The 16,292-nt window shown below is 60.3% G+C and carries 13 protein-coding genes; 10 read left to right on the plus strand and 3 right to left on the minus strand.

Annotated elements, in window-relative coordinates; all coding sequences use genetic code 11:
• Window positions 1-110: 110 nt before the first annotated feature.
• Window positions 111-1,166, minus strand: coding sequence for a biotin synthase BioB (gene bioB / locus AC3IUA_RS27355; protein ID WP_489357924.1), 1,056 nt, complete (start codon window positions 1,164-1,166; stop codon window positions 111-113).
• Between the two features lie 93 nt (window positions 1,167-1,259).
• On the opposite strand from bioB, the gene AC3IUA_RS27360 reads away from it, so the two are divergent.
• From AC3IUA_RS27360 to rarD, 5 genes are all read left to right on the plus strand, one after another.
• A complete protein-coding gene (locus tag AC3IUA_RS27360; RefSeq protein ID WP_489357925.1) occupies window positions 1,260-2,000 on the plus strand; it encodes a double zinc ribbon domain-containing protein in 741 nt (246 codons plus the stop codon).
• 64 nt (window positions 2,001-2,064) lie between these two features.
• On the plus strand, window positions 2,065-2,829 hold the full coding sequence (locus tag AC3IUA_RS27365) for a TOBE domain-containing protein (RefSeq protein ID WP_489357926.1): 765 nt from the start codon (window positions 2,065-2,067) through the stop codon (window positions 2,827-2,829).
• A 218-nt stretch (window positions 2,830-3,047) separates the two neighbouring features.
• A complete protein-coding gene (locus tag AC3IUA_RS27370; RefSeq protein ID WP_489357927.1) occupies window positions 3,048-4,949 on the plus strand; it encodes a PhoX family protein in 1,902 nt (633 codons plus the stop codon).
• A gap of 128 nt (window positions 4,950-5,077) precedes the next feature.
• A complete protein-coding gene (locus AC3IUA_RS27375; RefSeq protein ID WP_489357928.1) occupies window positions 5,078-6,052 on the plus strand; it encodes a serine/threonine protein kinase in 975 nt (324 codons plus the stop codon).
• A gap of 525 nt (window positions 6,053-6,577) precedes the next feature.
• Entirely contained in the window at window positions 6,578-7,465 is an 888-nt protein-coding gene (rarD, locus tag AC3IUA_RS27380; RefSeq protein ID WP_489357929.1) for an EamA family transporter RarD, read from the plus strand.
• Window positions 7,466-7,689: 224 nt separating this feature from the next.
• Here rarD and AC3IUA_RS27385 read toward each other — a convergent pair whose 3' ends face one another.
• A complete protein-coding gene (locus tag AC3IUA_RS27385; RefSeq protein WP_489357930.1) occupies window positions 7,690-8,208 on the minus strand; it encodes a glycine cleavage system transcriptional repressor in 519 nt (172 codons plus the stop codon).
• Window positions 8,209-8,707: 499 nt separating this feature from the next.
• Here AC3IUA_RS27385 and AC3IUA_RS27390 point away from each other — a divergent pair, with 499 nt between their 5' ends.
• A complete protein-coding gene (locus AC3IUA_RS27390; protein ID WP_489357931.1) occupies window positions 8,708-10,885 on the plus strand; it encodes a malate synthase G in 2,178 nt (725 codons plus the stop codon).
• Between the two features lie 183 nt (window positions 10,886-11,068).
• Here the strand turns inward: AC3IUA_RS27390 and AC3IUA_RS27395 are convergent, their stop codons facing one another.
• Window positions 11,069-11,515 (minus strand): response regulator, encoded by a 447-nt coding sequence (locus AC3IUA_RS27395; protein WP_489357932.1) that lies wholly within the window; start codon window positions 11,513-11,515, stop codon window positions 11,069-11,071.
• A 255-nt stretch (window positions 11,516-11,770) separates the two neighbouring features.
• On the opposite strand from AC3IUA_RS27395, the gene AC3IUA_RS27400 reads away from it, so the two are divergent.
• The 4 genes from AC3IUA_RS27400 to AC3IUA_RS27415 all read left to right on the plus strand — a co-directional run bounded on the left by AC3IUA_RS27400 (window position 11,771) and on the right by AC3IUA_RS27415 (window position 16,171).
• Window positions 11,771-13,705 carry a putative nucleotidyltransferase substrate binding domain-containing protein gene (locus AC3IUA_RS27400; RefSeq protein ID WP_489357933.1) on the plus strand — a complete coding sequence of 645 codons (1,935 nt, stop codon included), beginning with the start codon at window positions 11,771-11,773 and terminating at the stop codon, window positions 13,703-13,705.
• Window positions 13,702-14,409 carry a 3'-5' exonuclease gene (locus tag AC3IUA_RS27405; RefSeq protein ID WP_489357934.1) on the plus strand — a complete coding sequence of 236 codons (708 nt, stop codon included), beginning with the start codon at window positions 13,702-13,704 and terminating at the stop codon, window positions 14,407-14,409. The genes AC3IUA_RS27400 and AC3IUA_RS27405 overlap by 4 nt, the downstream gene beginning before the upstream one ends.
• 266 nt (window positions 14,410-14,675) lie before the next feature.
• Window positions 14,676-15,194, plus strand: a complete 519-nt coding sequence (locus tag AC3IUA_RS27410) for an RNA polymerase sigma factor (protein ID WP_489357935.1) — start codon at window positions 14,676-14,678, stop codon at window positions 15,192-15,194.
• Window positions 15,191-16,171 carry a FecR domain-containing protein gene (locus AC3IUA_RS27415; RefSeq protein ID WP_489357936.1) on the plus strand — a complete coding sequence of 327 codons (981 nt, stop codon included), beginning with the start codon at window positions 15,191-15,193 and terminating at the stop codon, window positions 16,169-16,171. Before AC3IUA_RS27410 ends, AC3IUA_RS27415 begins: the two co-directional genes overlap by 4 nt.
• The last annotated feature ends 121 nt before the right edge of the window (window positions 16,172-16,292 follow it).

Below are 16,292 nucleotides of genomic sequence, written 5' to 3' on the forward strand. Positions count from 1 at the left end.
CCCCGCGTAGGAGCTGCCGCAGGCTGCGATCTTTTGATCTTGCCCTTATTAGCGTCGACCCGGAAAAGATCGCAGCCTTCGGCAGCTCCTAAAAAGGAACGTGGTCGTGGTTAAACAGCCGCGTTGTAGAACTGCTCGCTGCTCTTCTGCTCAACCAGCGCTTGCTCGATGGCCGCCTGATGCACTTCGTCAGCGTGCTCTTCGCGGGCTTCCGGCAGGATGCCCAGGCGCGAGAACAGTTGCATGTCCTTGTCCGCCTGCGGATTGGCGGTGGTCAGCAGTTTTTCGCCGTAGAAAATCGAGTTGGCACCGGCAAAGAAGGCCAAGGCCTGCATTTGCTCATTCATCGCTTCGCGGCCGGCGGACAGCCGCACGTGGGATTGCGGCATCAGGATCCGCGCGACCGCGAGCATGCGGATGAAGTCGAACGGGTCGATTTCTTCGGCATTTTCCAGCGGCGTGCCGGCGACTTTCACCAACATGTTGATCGGCACCGATTCCGGATGCTCCGGCAGATTGGCCAGCTGGATCAGCAGATTGGCACGGTCATCAAGCGACTCACCCATGCCGAGAATGCCACCGGAGCAGATCTTCATCCCGGAATCACGCACGTAAGCCAGGGTCTGCAGGCGCTCGGCGTAGGTACGGGTGGTGATGATGCTGCCGTAGAACTCAGGCGAGGTATCGAGGTTGTGGTTGTAGTAGTCCAGGCCGGCCTGGGCCAGGGCTTCGGTCTGGTCCTGATCGAGGCGCCCCAGGGTCATGCAGGTTTCCAGACCCATGGCTTTCACGCCTTTGACCATTTCCAGCACGTAGGGCATGTCTTTGGCCGATGGATGTTTCCAGGCCGCGCCCATGCAGAAACGGGTCGACCCGATGGCCTTGGCGCGAGCGGCCTCTTCGAGGACCTTCTGCACTTCCATCAGTTTTTCTTTTTCCAGCCCGGTGTTGTAGTGACCGGACTGCGGACAATATTTGCAATCTTCCGGGCAGGCACCGGTCTTGATCGATAGCAGTGTCGAAACTTGAACCCGGTTGGCGTCGAAATGCGCGCGGTGCACCGTCTGCGCCTGGAACAACAGGTCATTGAAGGGCTGAACGAACAGCGCCTTGACTTCGGCTAACGACCAATCGTGACGCAATTTGGCGGTGGTACTGGCGCTCATCGGCTGATTCCCTTGTTTTATGCTTGGCAAGCGACTGCGGTCAGTAATACCCACAGGCGCGACACGGATGTTCGGCATATTTAAGGAAGAGTCATGCGCTGTCAACCACGATACATCGGACCGGTTTACATCTGGTTAAAAAACAACCAACGCTGTTTACTCTGCGACGAATCCACCGATACCCCTCACCCGATCTGCACCCCCTGTGAAAGCGAGCTGCCCTGGCTCGGTGATCAGTGCCAGGTTTGCGCCCTGCCCTTGCCCATGGCGGGGTTGACCTGCGGCCAATGCTTGAAAAAGCCGCCGGCCTTTGCGCAGGTCGTGGCGCCTTGGACCTACGGCTTTCCGATCGACAGTTTGATCACCCGCTTCAAGCATCGCGCACAGTGGCCGTTTGGTCGCTTGCTGGCCGAACTTCTCGGCCAATCGCTGCATCATCGCTTCGATGAAGACCTTACTCGGCCCGATGCGCTGGTCCCGGTGCCCTTATCGAACAAGCGTCTGCGCGAGCGCGGCTACAACCAGGCGGCGATGCTCGCCCATTGGCTCAGCGACAGTTTGACGATTCCCTGCGAGGAACAGGTATTGCTGCGCACTCAAGACACCACCGCGCAACAGGAACTGAATGCCGAGGCGCGCCGGCGCAACCTGCGAACGGCCTTTGCCCTGGCGCCTGATGCGCAGATTGAAGGCCGGCACCTGGCGCTGGTCGACGATGTGCTGACCACCGGCGCCACTGCCGAATACCTGGCCCGCTTGTTGATAAACGGCGGAGCCCGACAGGTCGACGTCTACTGCCTGGCAAGAACCCCAAAACCTGGCGATCAGGCCTGACTTGACTCTCAAGCGCCAAGCCGCCAACGTCCGATCCCATCATCACAGCTCGTAGCGCGCCGCCATGTCCTTGCCCACGCTTTTGACCCAACACATCGTCCGTCGCCCGCAGCGCATTGCCCTGCTGCAACACATCGCCGAGCAGGGCTCGATTACCCGCGCCGCGAAAAGCGCAGGTTTGAGCTACAAGGCCGCCTGGGACGCGATCGATGAGTTGAACAACCTGGCGCAGAAACCGTTGGTCGAGCGCAGCGTCGGCGGCAAGGGCGGCGGTGGAGCCAGGTTGACCCGCGAAGGCGAACGGGTGCTGCGGCTTTATCAACGATTGCAGGCGTTGCAGGCACAAGTGCTGGAAGCCGCCGAAGACGCCAGCGATCTGGACCTGCTCGGCCGCTTGATGCTCAGAACCAGCGCCCGCAACCAGTTGCATGGCAAGGTGGTGGCCATCGATAGCCAGGGACGCAATGACCTGATCAGCCTGGAACTGGCCGAAGGGCTGAGGATCCAGGCGCAGATCACCCATGACAGTACGTTGCGACTGGAACTCGAACCCGGCATCGAGGTGGTCGCGCTGATCAAGGCCGGCTGGCTGGAGGTGCTGGCCATCGATCAAGCCGCAACCGCAGGGCACAATTGCCTGAGCGGCAGCATCGAAGAGATTCTCGAGGCCGAAGATGGGCCCAGCGAAGTGCGCATCGCATTGCCCAATGGGCAGACATTGTGTGCATTGGCCGAGCCGTTGCAGCTGAAGCCTCTGGCGCTGGCGGCTGGGAAAGCAGTCCTGGTGCAGTTCGCACCTTCCAACGTGTTGCTCGGTATCCCGCTGTAATCGGGCAACCACGCTTTTCGTAGCAGCTGGCGAAGCCTGCGTCCGTACGCGTAGCGGTCGCAGTTCAGCTAACCCGGTAAAAAGACAGAATTGCGGTGGCCGGTTTTTACGGCTGCTACGCAACCGGACGCAGCCTTCGGCAGCTGCTACAACCCGCTGCAACATTTCCGTCATCAGCACTCTTTAAGGTGGCTGCAAAAACCTGCAGGGAGCCTGATGTGACATTACTAGAAGAAAACCAGCCCACCGACCTCGAAAAAATCACCGGCCTCAGCCGCCGCGGCTTCATCAGTGCCGGCGCCCTGTGCGGCGCGGCGATGTTTCTCGGTGGGAACCTGCTGAGCCGAAGCGTACTGGCCGCGAGCGTCAGCGCCGGCTCCAGCAAGCTGCTGGGTTTCGATAGCATTGCCGCCGCTACCAGCGACACCATCAGCTTGCCACCAGGTTATAAATCCTCGGTGCTGATCAGCTGGGGGCAACCTCTGCAAAAGGACGGCCCGGCCTTCGACCCCAGCGGCAATGGCACGGCCCAGGCCCAGGAAGTCCAGTTCGGCGACAACACCGACGGCATGAGCCTGTTCGCCTTGCCCGGCGACCACGACCGCGCGCTGATGGCAATCAACAATGAATCCACCAACTACCGCTACCTTTATCCCCACGGTGGTATGCCGCAGTCGGCGGCGGATGTGCACAAGGCGCTGGCCTGCGAAGGTGTGTCTGTCATCGAGGTGCAACGCAAGAACGGCCACTGGCAATTCGTCCAGGGCTCAAGCTATAACCGCCGCATCCACGGCAACTCGCCCTTGCGCGTGAGCGGTCCGGCCGCCGGGCATGAGCTGCTGAAAACCAGTGCCGACCCGCAGGGCAATACAGTCCTCGGCACCTTCCAGAACTGCGCCAACGGCAAGACCCCGTGGGGCACTTATCTGACCTGTGAAGAGAACTTCACCGACTGCTTTGGCAGCAGCAATCCCGAGCAGAAATTCGACGCGGCGCAAAAACGCTACGGCGTGGTGGCGGCCAGCAAGGAGATCAACTGGCACCAACACGACCCGCGCTTCGACCTGGCGAAAACGCCCAACGAGCTCAACCGCCACGGCTGGATCGTCGAGATCGACCCGTTCGACCCGCAATCGACCCCGGTCAAGCGCACGGCCCTGGGCCGCTTCAAACATGAAAACGCCGAACTGGCCGAGACCGGCGACGGACGCGCAGTGGTCTACATGGGCGACGATGAGCGCGGTGAGTTCATCTACAAATTCATCAGCCGCGACAAGATCAATCATCAGGATCCGCAAGCCAACCGCGACCTGCTGGATCACGGCACCCTCTACGTCGCACGTTTTGACGCCGGTGACAGTAACCCCGACCATCCAAAAGGCCAGGGCCAATGGATCGAATTGACCCATGGTAAAAACGGCATCGACGCCAGCAGTGGTTTTGCCAATCAGGCCGAGATATTGATCCACGCCCGACTCGCTGCCAGCGTGGTCAACGCCACGCGCATGGACCGCCCGGAATGGATAGTCGTCAGCCCGAAAGACGGTCAGGTCTACTGCACCCTCACCAACAACGCCAAGCGCGGCGAAGAGGGTCAACCGCTCGGCGGCCCTAACCCACGGGAGAAGAACGTCTACGGGCAGATCCTGCGCTGGCAGGAAAACAGTGACGACCATGGGGCGATGAGTTTTTCCTGGGATCTGTTTGTGGTCGCGGGTAATCCTGCAGTGCATGCCGGCACCCCGAAAGGCGGCTCGTCGAACATCACCCCGCAGAACATGTTCAACAGCCCGGACGGCCTGGGTTTCGACGACGCTGGCCGGCTGTGGATCCTCACCGATGGCGACGCCAGCAACAGCGGCGATTTCGCCGGGATGGGCAACAACCAGATGCTCTGCGCCGATCCGCTCAGCGGTGAAATTCGTCGGTTCATGGTCGGGCCGGTGGGTTGCGAGGTGACCGGCATCAGTTTCTCGCCGGATCAGAAAACCTTGTTCGTCGGCATTCAGCACCCGGGCGAGAACGGCGGCTCGACCTTCCCCGAGCATTTGCCGAATGGCAAGCCGAGATCGTCGGTGATGGCGATCACCCGTGAAGATGGCGGGATCGTCGGCGCCTGACTTCTACGGTGGCGAGGGAGCAAGCTCCCTCGCCACAGGTAATGCGCTTAGCCACAACGATCAATTCAGACTGCTTTGCGCTACCATGTCTGGCCGGACGCGGCAGCCTGCTGCGCGCAGGAGTCAGCATGGCCCATCCGTTTGAAACCCTTACCCCCGATCTGGTACTCGATGCTGTTGAAAGCATCGGGTTCCTCAGTGACGCCCGCATTCTGGCGCTGAACAGCTACGAGAACCGCGTCTATCAGGTTGGCATCGACGACTCCGAGCCGCTGATCGCCAAGTTCTACCGTCCACAGCGCTGGACCAACGAAGCGATTCTCGAAGAGCACCGCTTTACCTTCGAACTCGCCGAGTGCGATGTTCCAGTGGTTGCGCCGATGATCCACAACGGCGAAAGCCTGTTCGAACACGCCGGTTTTCGTTTCACCCTGTTTCCTCGCCGTGGCGGCCGTGCGCCAGAGCCCGGTAATCTGGATCAGCTGTATCGCCTCGGGCAATTGCTCGGACGCTTGCACGCGGTCGGCGCCACCCGCCCGTTCGAACACCGCGAAGCCCTCGGCGTGAAGAACTTCGGCCATGATTCCCTGAACACCTTGCTCGAAGGTGATTTCGTGCCTCGCAGCTTGCTTCCGGCCTACGAGTCGGTCGCCCGGGATCTGCTCAAGCGAGTGGAAGAGGTCTACCAGGCTACGCCCCATCAGAACATTCGCATGCACGGTGACTGCCATCCCGGCAACATGATGTGCCGCGATGAAATGTTCCACATCGTCGACCTCGACGACTGCCGCATGGGCCCGGCAGTGCAGGATCTTTGGATGATGCTCGCCGGTGACCGTCACGAATGCCTGGGCCAGCTGTCGGAGCTGATGGATGGCTACCGCGAGTTCCATGACTTCGACCCGCGTGAACTGGCACTTATCGAACCATTGCGCGCTCTGCGGCTGATGCACTACAGCGCCTGGCTGGCCCGCCGCTGGGATGATCCGGCGTTCCCGCGCAGCTTCCCGTGGTTTGGTACCGAGCGCTATTGGGGCGATCAGGTGCTGGCGTTGCGTGAGCAGCTGTCTGCATTAAACGAAGAACCTTTGAAATTGTTCTGATTCAAGGTCAAAAGATCGCAGCCTGCGGCAGCTCCTACGGGGGGTTGTGTGCACCCACCCCATTGCAGGGGTGCCCGGTCGGCGCGTAGGAGCTGCCGCCAGGCTGCGATCTTTTCGGGGGCGCCGCAAAAGCAGGATCAAAAGATCGCAGCCTCCGGCAGCTCCTACGGGGGTTTGTGTACACCGCCCCATTGCGGGGGTACCCGGTCGGCGCGTAGGAGCTGCCGCCAGGCTGCGATCTTTTCGGCGGCGCCGCAAAGGCAGGAGCAAAAGATCGCAGCCTGCGGCAGCTCCTACAGGGGTTTGTGTATACCCACCCCATTGCAGGGGTACCCGGTCGGCGCGTAGGAGCTGCCGCCAGGCTGCGATCTTTTCGGGGGCGCCGCAAAAGCAGGATCAAAAGATCGCAGCCTGCGGCAGGTTCGGGCCGCGTTCGGACGATCTTTGCTTTCAGGCACGACACATCTTATACAACCTCCTTACAATGGCCGCTCTGACCGTTAGCTGCCTAAGCAAGGACTCTGCATGCAAGCCGCCAACCCGCGTCGCGGGTACATTCTGGGCCTGACCGCCTACATCATCTGGGGCCTGTTCCCGCTCTACTTCAAAGCCATCGCCAACGTGCCCGCGGTAGAGATCATCATCCACCGGGTGCTCTGGTCCGCGCTGTTCGGCGGTTTGCTGTTGTTGGTCTGGAAACATCCGGGCTGGTGGCGCGAACTGCGGGAGAACCCGCGGCGGCTGGCGATCCTGGCCTTGAGCGGCACACTGATCGCAGCCAACTGGCTGACCTATGTCTGGTCGGTGAACAACGGTCGGATGCTCGAAGCCAGCCTCGGCTATTACATCAACCCCTTGGTAAACGTGCTGCTGGGCATGCTGTTGCTCGGCGAACGGCTGCGGCGCATGCAGTGGTTGGCGGTGGGGCTGGCTGCGGTCGGTGTGGCTCAGCAAGTCTGGCAAGTGGGCAGCCTGCCGTGGGTCTCGCTGGTGCTGGCGATGACCTTTGGTTTCTACGGGTTGATCCGCAAGCAGGCACCGGTCAAGGCTTTGCCCGGATTGGTGGTGGAAACCTGGATGCTGGTGCCGATTGCCCTCGGCTGGCTTTTGCTCAACCCCAGCGCAAGCAGTGCGCAGGCCGAGTTCTGGACCACCTCCGAAGCCTGGTGGCTGGTAGCCGCCGGTCCGATCACGCTGGTACCGCTGGTGTGTTTCAACGCCGCCGCGCGGCACTTGCCCTACACCACCCTGGGTTTCCTCCAGTACCTGGCGCCAACCCTGGTGCTGTTGCAGGCTGTGCTGCTGTTTGGCGAGCACTTATCCTCAAGCACCCTGGTTGCATTCATGTTTATCTGGGCGGGACTGGCGATTTACAGCGTGGATGCCTGGATCAGCCTGCGCCGGCGCGCCTGATCAAAAAACGCACAAAGCTATGCAGGCCATGATTCACATGGCCTGCAAGCATCCGTCCCAAGGTTATCCACAGCGTGATCCCCGCCGTTTGTGCACAAGCCATTGAAACTGTTCGTTTTTTGCTCAACTCTTGAAGAGCCCCGGCCAGCCTGGGCTGGCGGCGCATCTCTACAGGTTATCCACAGGCAGGTGCAGGTTTTACTTGGATAACTGTTACTTCAGGTTTACACCTCGCTGCGCAACACCAACTCGACCATCAAATCGTCCGCCAGGGTTTCCAGGCGCGCCTGTAAAACGTCGAGGGACAAAGTCAGCGGTACTGCCAGAATTGCCTCGGCATGGAACAGCGGCTCGCTGCTCATGGGGGCTGGGCGCACGTCAGTGACCAATCGCTCGAGGTTTACCCCCTGCTCGCTCAATAAGCGTGTGATGTCGCGGACAATCCCCGGTCGGTCGTTACCCACCAGCTCCATTGCGATCGGCTTCCAGGTGCAGGATTGCTCAATGCCGCTTTCGGCAATCAGCACGCGGATACCCTGCGCCGACAACCCTTGCAGGGCATCCACCAGTTCGTCATAGGCCTCGGCCGGCACGCCGACCCGCAAGATTCCGGCAAATTGCCCGGCCATGCGCGACATGCGACTTTCCAGCCAGTTGCCGCCGTGCTCGGCAATGCATTGGGCAATGCGCTCGACCTGGCCGGGTTTATCCGGGGCGATCACGGTAAGTACGAGATGGTCCATGGCATAGCCCTCTTGTCATGACTTTTGTAATAGAAGGGCAAGTATAGGCAAGCCTCACCGAGACGCGGTCCAACCTCCTTGCCCCTTACCAGAAAGCGGGTTTACCGCACCGCGGCATTTCACCGGCCGAAAAACAAATAGTGTACTGTTTTTAGATTTATCTGGAACAATCCAATAGTTTTTTGAGAACATCCCGTTCCCCGGCGTGACCATGCACCCGGCTCAAGTCGCTAAACGACGTATTTAGTCTAATTTTCACAACCGCTATTCATCATGTAGTATGCCGCAGCGCGCACTACATAATGTTGGATCGATGTCTGCCCAGGCGCCATCGCAACCCCGAAAAGCCCCGTCAGCAAGGCTCTGCCGTTGATTGGAACCACCCAGCCGCCAGCAATGGCATGTACTGGTGCAAAGGGTTGTGGTTTAAATGGCCAGAGGCTTCATTGTTAAATTGAAGAGCTGAAAAGCGAAATAGCTGAGCAGAGTGAGGCAAGCAATGACTGAACACGTTCAAGTCGGTGGCCTGCAGGTCGCCAAAGTCCTGTTCGACTTCGTGAACAACGAAGCCATTCCCGGTACCGGTCTCACCGCCGATAAGTTCTGGGGCGGAGCCGACAAGGTCATTCATGACCTGGCACCGAAGAACAAAGCCCTACTCGCCAAACGCGACGAATTCCAGGCGCGAATCGATGCCTGGCACCAGTCCCGTGCCGGTCAGGCGCATGACGCCGTGGCCTACAAAGCCTTTCTGCAAGACATTGGTTATCTGCTGCCAGAAGCGGCCGATTTCCAGGCAACGACGCAAAACGTCGACGACGAAATCGCCCGCATGGCCGGTCCACAACTGGTCGTCCCGGTGATGAATGCCCGTTTCGCCCTCAACGCCTCGAACGCCCGTTGGGGTTCGCTGTACGATGCGTTGTACGGCACTGACGCCATCAGCGAAGCTGACGGCGCAGAAAAAGGCAAAGGCTACAACAAGGTCCGTGGCGACAAGGTCATCGCCTTCGCCCGCGCCTTCCTCGACGAAGCGGTGCCATTGGCGGCCGGCTCACACGTCGACTCCACTGGCTACAAGATTGTCGATGGCAAACTGGTGGTCAGCCTTAAGGGCGGCAGCAACACTGGCCTGGGCAACGACGCACAGCTGATCGCCTTCCACGGCGACGCCGCTGCACCGACCGCGATCCTGCTGAAAAACAACGGCCTGCACTTCGAAATCCAGATCGACGCCAGCACGCCGGTCGGCCAGACCGACCCTGCCGGCATCAAAGACCTGCTGATGGAAGCGGCGCTGACCACCATCATGGACTGCGAAGACTCTGTCGCTGCAGTCGATGCCGATGACAAAGTGGTGATCTACCGCAACTGGCTCGGCCTGATGAAGGGCGACCTGTCGGAGGAAGTGTCCAAGGGCGGCAAGACCTTTACCCGCACCATGAACGCCGACCGCCGCTATACCGCGCTCGACGGCAGCGAACTGAGCCTGCATGGCCGTTCCCTGTTGTTCGTGCGTAACGTTGGCCATTTGATGACCATCGACGCGATTCTCGACAAAGACGGCAACGAAGTGCCGGAAGGGATTCTCGACGGCCTGGTCACCAGCCTTGCGGCGATTCACAGCCTCAACGGCAACAACTCGCGCAAAAACAGCCGTACCGGTTCGGTCTACATCGTTAAACCGAAAATGCACGGCCCTGAAGAAGCAGCGTTCACCAACGAGCTGTTCGGTCGCATCGAAGAAGTCCTCGAGTTGCCGCGCAACACCCTCAAAGTCGGCATCATGGACGAAGAGCGGCGTACCACGGTCAATCTCAAGGCCTGCATCAAGGCCGCCAGCGAGCGTGTGGTGTTCATCAACACCGGTTTCCTCGACCGCACGGGCGATGAAATCCACACCTCTATGGAAGCTGGCGCGATGGTGCGCAAGGCGGACATGAAGGCTGAGAAATGGATCGGCGCCTACGAGAACTGGAACGTCGATATCGGCTTGAGCACTGGCCTGCAAGGTCGCGCCCAGATCGGTAAAGGCATGTGGGCCATGCCCGATCTGATGGCCGCCATGCTCGAACAGAAAATCGCTCACCCGCTGGCTGGCGCCAACACCGCCTGGGTTCCTTCGCCGACCGCCGCGGCGCTGCACGCGCTGCACTACCACAAGGTCGACGTGTTCGCCCGTCAGGCCGAACTGACCAAGCGCGGTCGCGCCTCGGTCGACGATATCCTGACCATCCCGTTGGCGAGCAACACCAATTGGTCGGCCGAAGAAGTCCGGAACGAACTGGACAACAACGCCCAGGGCATCCTCGGTTACGTGGTGCGCTGGATCGATCAGGGCGTGGGTTGTTCGAAGGTACCGGACATCAACGACGTCGGCCTGATGGAAGACCGTGCCACGCTGCGTATTTCCAGCCAGCACATCGCCAACTGGTTGCGCCACGGCATCGTCAATGAAGCCCAGGTGCTAGAAAGCCTCAAGCGCATGGCACCAGTGGTCGACCGGCAGAACGCCAACGACCCGCTGTACCGTCCGCTGGCTCCTGACTTCGACAGCAACATCGCCTTCCAGGCGGCCGTCGAACTGGTGGTCGAAGGCACCAAACAGCCGAACGGTTACACCGAGCCGGTCCTGCACCGTCGCCGTCGCGAGTTCAAGGCCAAAAATGGTCTGTGAATAAGCGCTAGCAGCGGATAAGAAAAAGCCCTGATCGGAAACGGTCAGGGCTTTTTTGTATTTGCTGGAAGCAAGATCAAAAGATCGCAGCCTATCGGCAGCTCCTACGGGGTCCGGGTACACCCGTGAATTCGAGCTGCCGGAGGTTGCGATCTTTTAACGGTTTAACGGGGGGTTGAGAAATTACGGCGCCACACCCAACTCATGCTTGACCAACGCCAACAATTTGCCGGTATCGATCGGTTTGAGCAGGAAGTCCACCACGTTTAAATGCATCGCGGCAATGGCGTCGCGGACATCGGCGTCCCCGGAAATGATGATGATCGGCAGCGCCGCGCGTTCCGACTCGCGCACCTGGCGTATCAGATCCAGACCATCGCAGGGAGCCATGCGCAGGTCAGTGATGAGCAGGCCAATCGATTTATTCGAGCTCAACAGTTCGAGGGCCGCTTTGCCATTGGCGGCAGTCATGCAGCGAATGCCATCCAGGCCAAGGATCTCCGATAACAACTCCCGTGCGTCCCGATCATCATCGGCGATCAACACGCGCTGCGGCGGCAGATCCGGCTCCAGCATGACGGCGCTGAGCGCCTCACGCTCGGCATCGCTCAAAATATCGTGGTCGACCATACGTTTCTCTGGGTTTTCAAATCAATCCCCTGGCAAAGGCTCAGACATCACCAAGCAGACCTTGAATGTGCACTTCGTCGGATAACTCAAAATAGAGCTTATGACAGTTTACGCATCCGCTCTGTAGGGTTTTTCCGAAACTTCAATTAACTCGCTGGCTACCTAGACTTACGTCCAATGGGCACCCGACGCAGAGGGGTCGAGGATGACTGATGACTCGACAACAACACATCCAGAAAAACTGCGGTATTGGTTATGAATAAAGCGGATGCCTTCACCCAGGCAGGGAAAACCGCGGTGTTGCAGAACATCCACGGCACCATGCAGTTCCTGCAACGGTTCCCGCCTTTCAATCAGATGGAAAATGCTCACCTGGCTTACCTGGTCGAGCAATGCCAACTGCGCTTCTACGCACCGGGCGACAGCATCATCAAGCCCGCCGATGGTACGGTTGAGCACTTCTATATCGTCAAACAAGGGCGAGTAGTCGGTGAGCGCCCGCATACCGCCAAGGGTGGCACCGAAACCACCTTTGAAATCACCACGGGCGAGTGTTTCCCGCTCGCCGCGCTGCTCGGCGAACGCGCGACCCGCACCGAACACCTGGCGGCCGATGACACATTTTGCCTGCAACTGAACAAGCTGGCCTTTATCAAACTGTTCGCGCTGTCCAGCGAGTTTCGTGACTTCGCCCTGCGCGGGGTCAGCAGCCTGCTGGATCAAGTCAACCAGCAGGTTCAGCAAAAAGCCGTGGAAACCCTCGGCACCCAGTATTCGCTTAATACCCGTCTGGGTGAATTGGCCATGCGCCATCCAGTGTCCTGCAGCCCGACAACACCGCTGCGTGAAGCCGTGACCCTGATGCACGAGCAACAGGTCGGCAGCATTGTGGTGATCGACGAGCACAAGGCCCCGGTTGGTATTTTCACCCTGCGCGACCTGCGCCAGGTGGTCGCTGATGGCACCGGTGATTTCAACCAGGGCATCGAACGGCACATGACCCAGGCGCCGTTTTCCCTGACGCCCGATCACAGCGCGTTCGATGCGGCCATTGCCATGACCGAGCGGCATATCGCCCATGTCTGCCTGGTCAAGGATCATCGCCTGTGCGGCGTGGTCTCGGAGCGCGATCTGTTTTCCCTGCAACGGGTCGACCTGGTACACCTGGCGCGAACCATCCGCAACGCGCCCCGGGTGGACAACCTGGTGGCGATTCGCGGCGAGATCGGCCAGCTGGTGGAGCGCATGCTCGCCCATGGCGCGTCCTCGACCCAGATCACCCACATCATCACCCTGCTCAACGACCATACCGTGTGCCGGGTCATCGAACTGACCCTGGCCGAGAAAGGCGACCCCGGCGTGCCGTTCAGCTGGCTGTGTTTCGGCAGCGAAGGGCGTCGCGAGCAGACCCTGCATACCGATCAGGACAATGGCATCCTCTTCGACGCCAGAGACGCCGCTCACGCCGCCGAGATCCGCGGCAAGTTGCTGCCGTTGGCGCAGCAGATCAATCAGAGCCTGGCGCTCTGCGGTTTCACCCTGTGCAAGGGCAACATCATGGCCGGCAACCCCGAGCTGTGCCTGTCCCGCGCCGAATGGGCCCGGCGTTTTGCGGCATTTATTCGTGAAGCGACGCCGGAGAACCTGCTGAGTTCAACCATCTACTTCGACTTGCGAGTGGTCTGGGGCGATGAACAAGGCTGCGAGCAATTGCGCCGAAAGATTCTCGACCAGGTGGCCGACAACCGCCTGTTTCAGCGCATGATGGCCGAGAATGCCTTGCGTCAGCGTCCGCCGGTGGGGCGTTTCCGCGACTTTGTATTGACCCGCAAAGGTAACGAGAAAGCCACCCTGGATCTGAAAGTGCAGGGCCTCACCCCTTTCGTCGACGGCGCCCGACTATTAGCCTTGGCCAATGGCATCGAAGCCAACAACACCCTGGAGCGCTTGCAGCAACTGGTGGCCCGTGAAGTCATCGAACGGCTGGACGGTGCGGCGTACGAGGAGGCCTACCACTTCATTCAGCAGACCCGCATGCAGCAGCATCAACTGCAAACCCGCGAGAACCTGCCCTACTCCAACCGGGTCGACCCCGACAGCCTCAATCACCTGGATCGACGAATCCTGCGCGAGTCCCTGCGTCAGGCCCAGCGTCTGCAAAGCAGCCTGGCGCTGCGGTATCAGCTATGAGCCTGTTCTCCTGGCTACGGCCTGCCGGCCCGAAACTGACCCTCGAGCAGCAACAGCGATTGGAGCGTTTGACCGTCGCCCCGAATCTAAGCGAATGCAGCCTGCGCGAGCAGCGCTGGGTGGTGATGGATCTGGAAACCACCGGGCTTAACTTGCACAAGGACCAGGTGCTGTCCATCGGCGCGGTAGTGATCGAAGACGGGGCGATCGACTTCAGCCAGCAATTCGAAAGAACCTTGCAGCGCGACGACCACAAGCTCAGCCCTGCTGTATTGATCCACGGACTGGGCCCCAGTGCGATTGCCGCCGGGAGCGATCCGGCCGAAGCCTTGCTGGACTTCATGGGGTTCATCGGCGACAGCCCGCTGCTGGCCTTTCATGCACCGTTCGATCAGCACATGCTCGGACGAGCCTTGAAGGACAGCCTGGGTTATCGCTTGCAGCACCCGTTTCTCGATGTCGCGGACATGGCGCCTTTACTCTGCCCCCAAGCACATATCGGCCACGCCGGGCTGGATCAATGGATCGACTACTTCAAACTGCAAGTCGGTGAACGCCATCACGCCAGCGCCGACGCCCTGGCCACAGCCGAGCTGGCATTGATCCTGTTCAGCCGCGCGCGGCGGCAGCAGATTCACAGCCCGTTGAATCTGCAACAGCGGTTGAGCCAGTGGAAGCGTCGCAAGCAGGCACATTCGTTTTAAGGACGCCGCGAACTCTCGTAGCAGCTGCCGAGCCTGCGAGGCTGCGTTCGGCTGCGCAGCAGTCGCAAATGGCTCAATGCGGTTTGCCTGGAAAACCGCGGTGTCTGGATTGCGACCGCTTCGCGATCGAACGCAGGCTTCGCCAGCTGCTACGGGGGTGTCACCAGCCATATCATCCCGACCAGCGCCAATTGCGCACATCCCCCGCCTCTGACACAATCGCGAATAATTCTCGTTAGTTTAAACTTCTCGATTGGTGATATCCCGTGTCGTCAGCCCAAAGTCCTCACAGTGAGCTTGTCGGCGCGTTGTATCGCGACCATCGCGGCTGGCTGCTGGCCTGGCTGCGGCGCAATGTAGCCTGCCCGCAACGGGCCGAAGATCTGAGTCAGGACACCTTCGTCCGCCTGTTGGGCCGCGATGAACTGAAAACCCCGCGCGAACCTCGAGCGTTTCTGGTGGCCATCGCCAAAGGCCTGTTGTTCGACTACTTCCGCCGCGCCGCGCTGGAACAGGCCTACCTCACCGAACTGATGCTGATTCCGGAGGGTGAACAACCCTCTGTGGAAGAACAGCAACTGATCCTCGAAGATCTCAAGGCCATCGACCGCCTGCTTGGCCAACTCTCGAGCAAGGCCCGCGCGGCCTTCCTTTTTAACCGTATCGATGGTCTGGGCCACGCCGAAATCGCCGAGCGTCTCGGGGTGTCCGTGCCTCGAGTGCGACAGTATCTGGCTCAGGGCATTCGTCAGTGCTACATCGCCCTGTACGGTGAGCCGGCATGAGCCAGCTCAGCTCCAAACCAGTCTCGGCCCGAGTCCTGGATGCCGCCATCGCCTGGCAACTGTCGCTGGACTCCGGCAACGGCAGCGCTGTAGAGCGCGAGGAGTTCGCCAAATGGCACGCCGCCACCGAGGAGCACGCTCGCGCCTGGCGGCAGCTGGGCATGCTCGATCAACGCTTCAGTGTCGCCAGCGGCCCGGCCCGCTCGGCCTTGTTGCAATCGCGTGAAAGCATTCGGCGGCGGGTTCGCAAGCTCGGTAGCGGCCTGGCCAGCGTGATACTGGTCTGCGGTCTGGCGCTGTTTGCCGGTGAACGTTATCTGCCGCTCGACTACTGGCTGGCCGACCAACGCACCGCCACCGGCGAGCAACGCACCCTGCGGCTGGCCGACGGCACGTTGATCAACCTCAATACCCACAGCGCGCTGGATGTGCGCTTCGATGAGAAACAGCGGCGAATCGTTCTGCTGGAAGGTGAAATTCTCATCGAAACCGGTCACAACGATGCCCGGCCGTTTATCGTCGAAACCCGCGAAGGAAAAATGCGCGCGCTGGGTACGCGGTTCCTGGTCAGGCTCGAAGAGCAAGGGACGCGGCTGAGCGTGTTGCAATCGGCCGTGGCCGCGCATCCGCAATCCAGTGTGGACGAACAGATTCTGCGTGAAGGCCAGCAAGTGCTGATGCGCCGCGACGGCCTTGGTCCGCTGCTGGCGCTGAACCCGGGAGCCGACGCCTGGACCCGCGGCATGCTGGTGGTGGATAACGCCCGGCTGGAGGATCTGGTCAACGAACTCGGGCGTTATCGCCGCGGCCATCTGGGGGTCGCACCGCAGGTGGCAAACCTGCGAATCACTGGCAGCTTCCCGCTGCACGACACCGACCTGGCGCTGACCGCACTGCTGCCGACCCTACCGGTGCAAATCGAACAGCACACGCCATGGTGGGTGACGGTGGTGGCCAGATCCGAAACAATACCCTAAGACTCTGTGGCGAGGGGTGATCGACACTCCATCCATTTATACCCGCCCATTTCCTGAATCGAAATTATTTTCAATCAGCCCTATCACTTTTTGCATCTCGTCCGGCACATAGGCAATTGAG

The organism is Pseudomonas sp. KH_050 (assembly GCF_057838875.1).

Coding starts and splice junctions, on each gene's coding strand:
- bioB (WP_489357924.1), bottom strand. CDS start 1,166: ATGAGCGCCAGTACCACCGCCAAATTGCGTCACGATTGGTCGTTAGCC.
- AC3IUA_RS27360 (WP_489357925.1), top strand. CDS start 1,260: ATGCGCTGTCAACCACGATACATCGGACCGGTTTACATCTGGTTAAAA.
- AC3IUA_RS27365 (WP_489357926.1), top strand. CDS start 2,065: ATGTCCTTGCCCACGCTTTTGACCCAACACATCGTCCGTCGCCCGCAG.
- AC3IUA_RS27375 (WP_489357928.1), top strand. CDS start 5,078: ATGGCCCATCCGTTTGAAACCCTTACCCCCGATCTGGTACTCGATGCT.
- rarD (WP_489357929.1), top strand. CDS start 6,578: ATGCAAGCCGCCAACCCGCGTCGCGGGTACATTCTGGGCCTGACCGCC.
- AC3IUA_RS27385 (WP_489357930.1), bottom strand. CDS start 8,208: ATGGACCATCTCGTACTTACCGTGATCGCCCCGGATAAACCCGGCCAG.
- AC3IUA_RS27390 (WP_489357931.1), top strand. CDS start 8,708: ATGACTGAACACGTTCAAGTCGGTGGCCTGCAGGTCGCCAAAGTCCTG.
- AC3IUA_RS27395 (WP_489357932.1), bottom strand. CDS start 11,515: ATGGTCGACCACGATATTTTGAGCGATGCCGAGCGTGAGGCGCTCAGC.
- AC3IUA_RS27400 (WP_489357933.1), top strand. CDS start 11,771: ATGAATAAAGCGGATGCCTTCACCCAGGCAGGGAAAACCGCGGTGTTG.
- AC3IUA_RS27405 (WP_489357934.1), top strand. CDS start 13,702: ATGAGCCTGTTCTCCTGGCTACGGCCTGCCGGCCCGAAACTGACCCTC.
- AC3IUA_RS27415 (WP_489357936.1), top strand. CDS start 15,191: ATGAGCCAGCTCAGCTCCAAACCAGTCTCGGCCCGAGTCCTGGATGCC.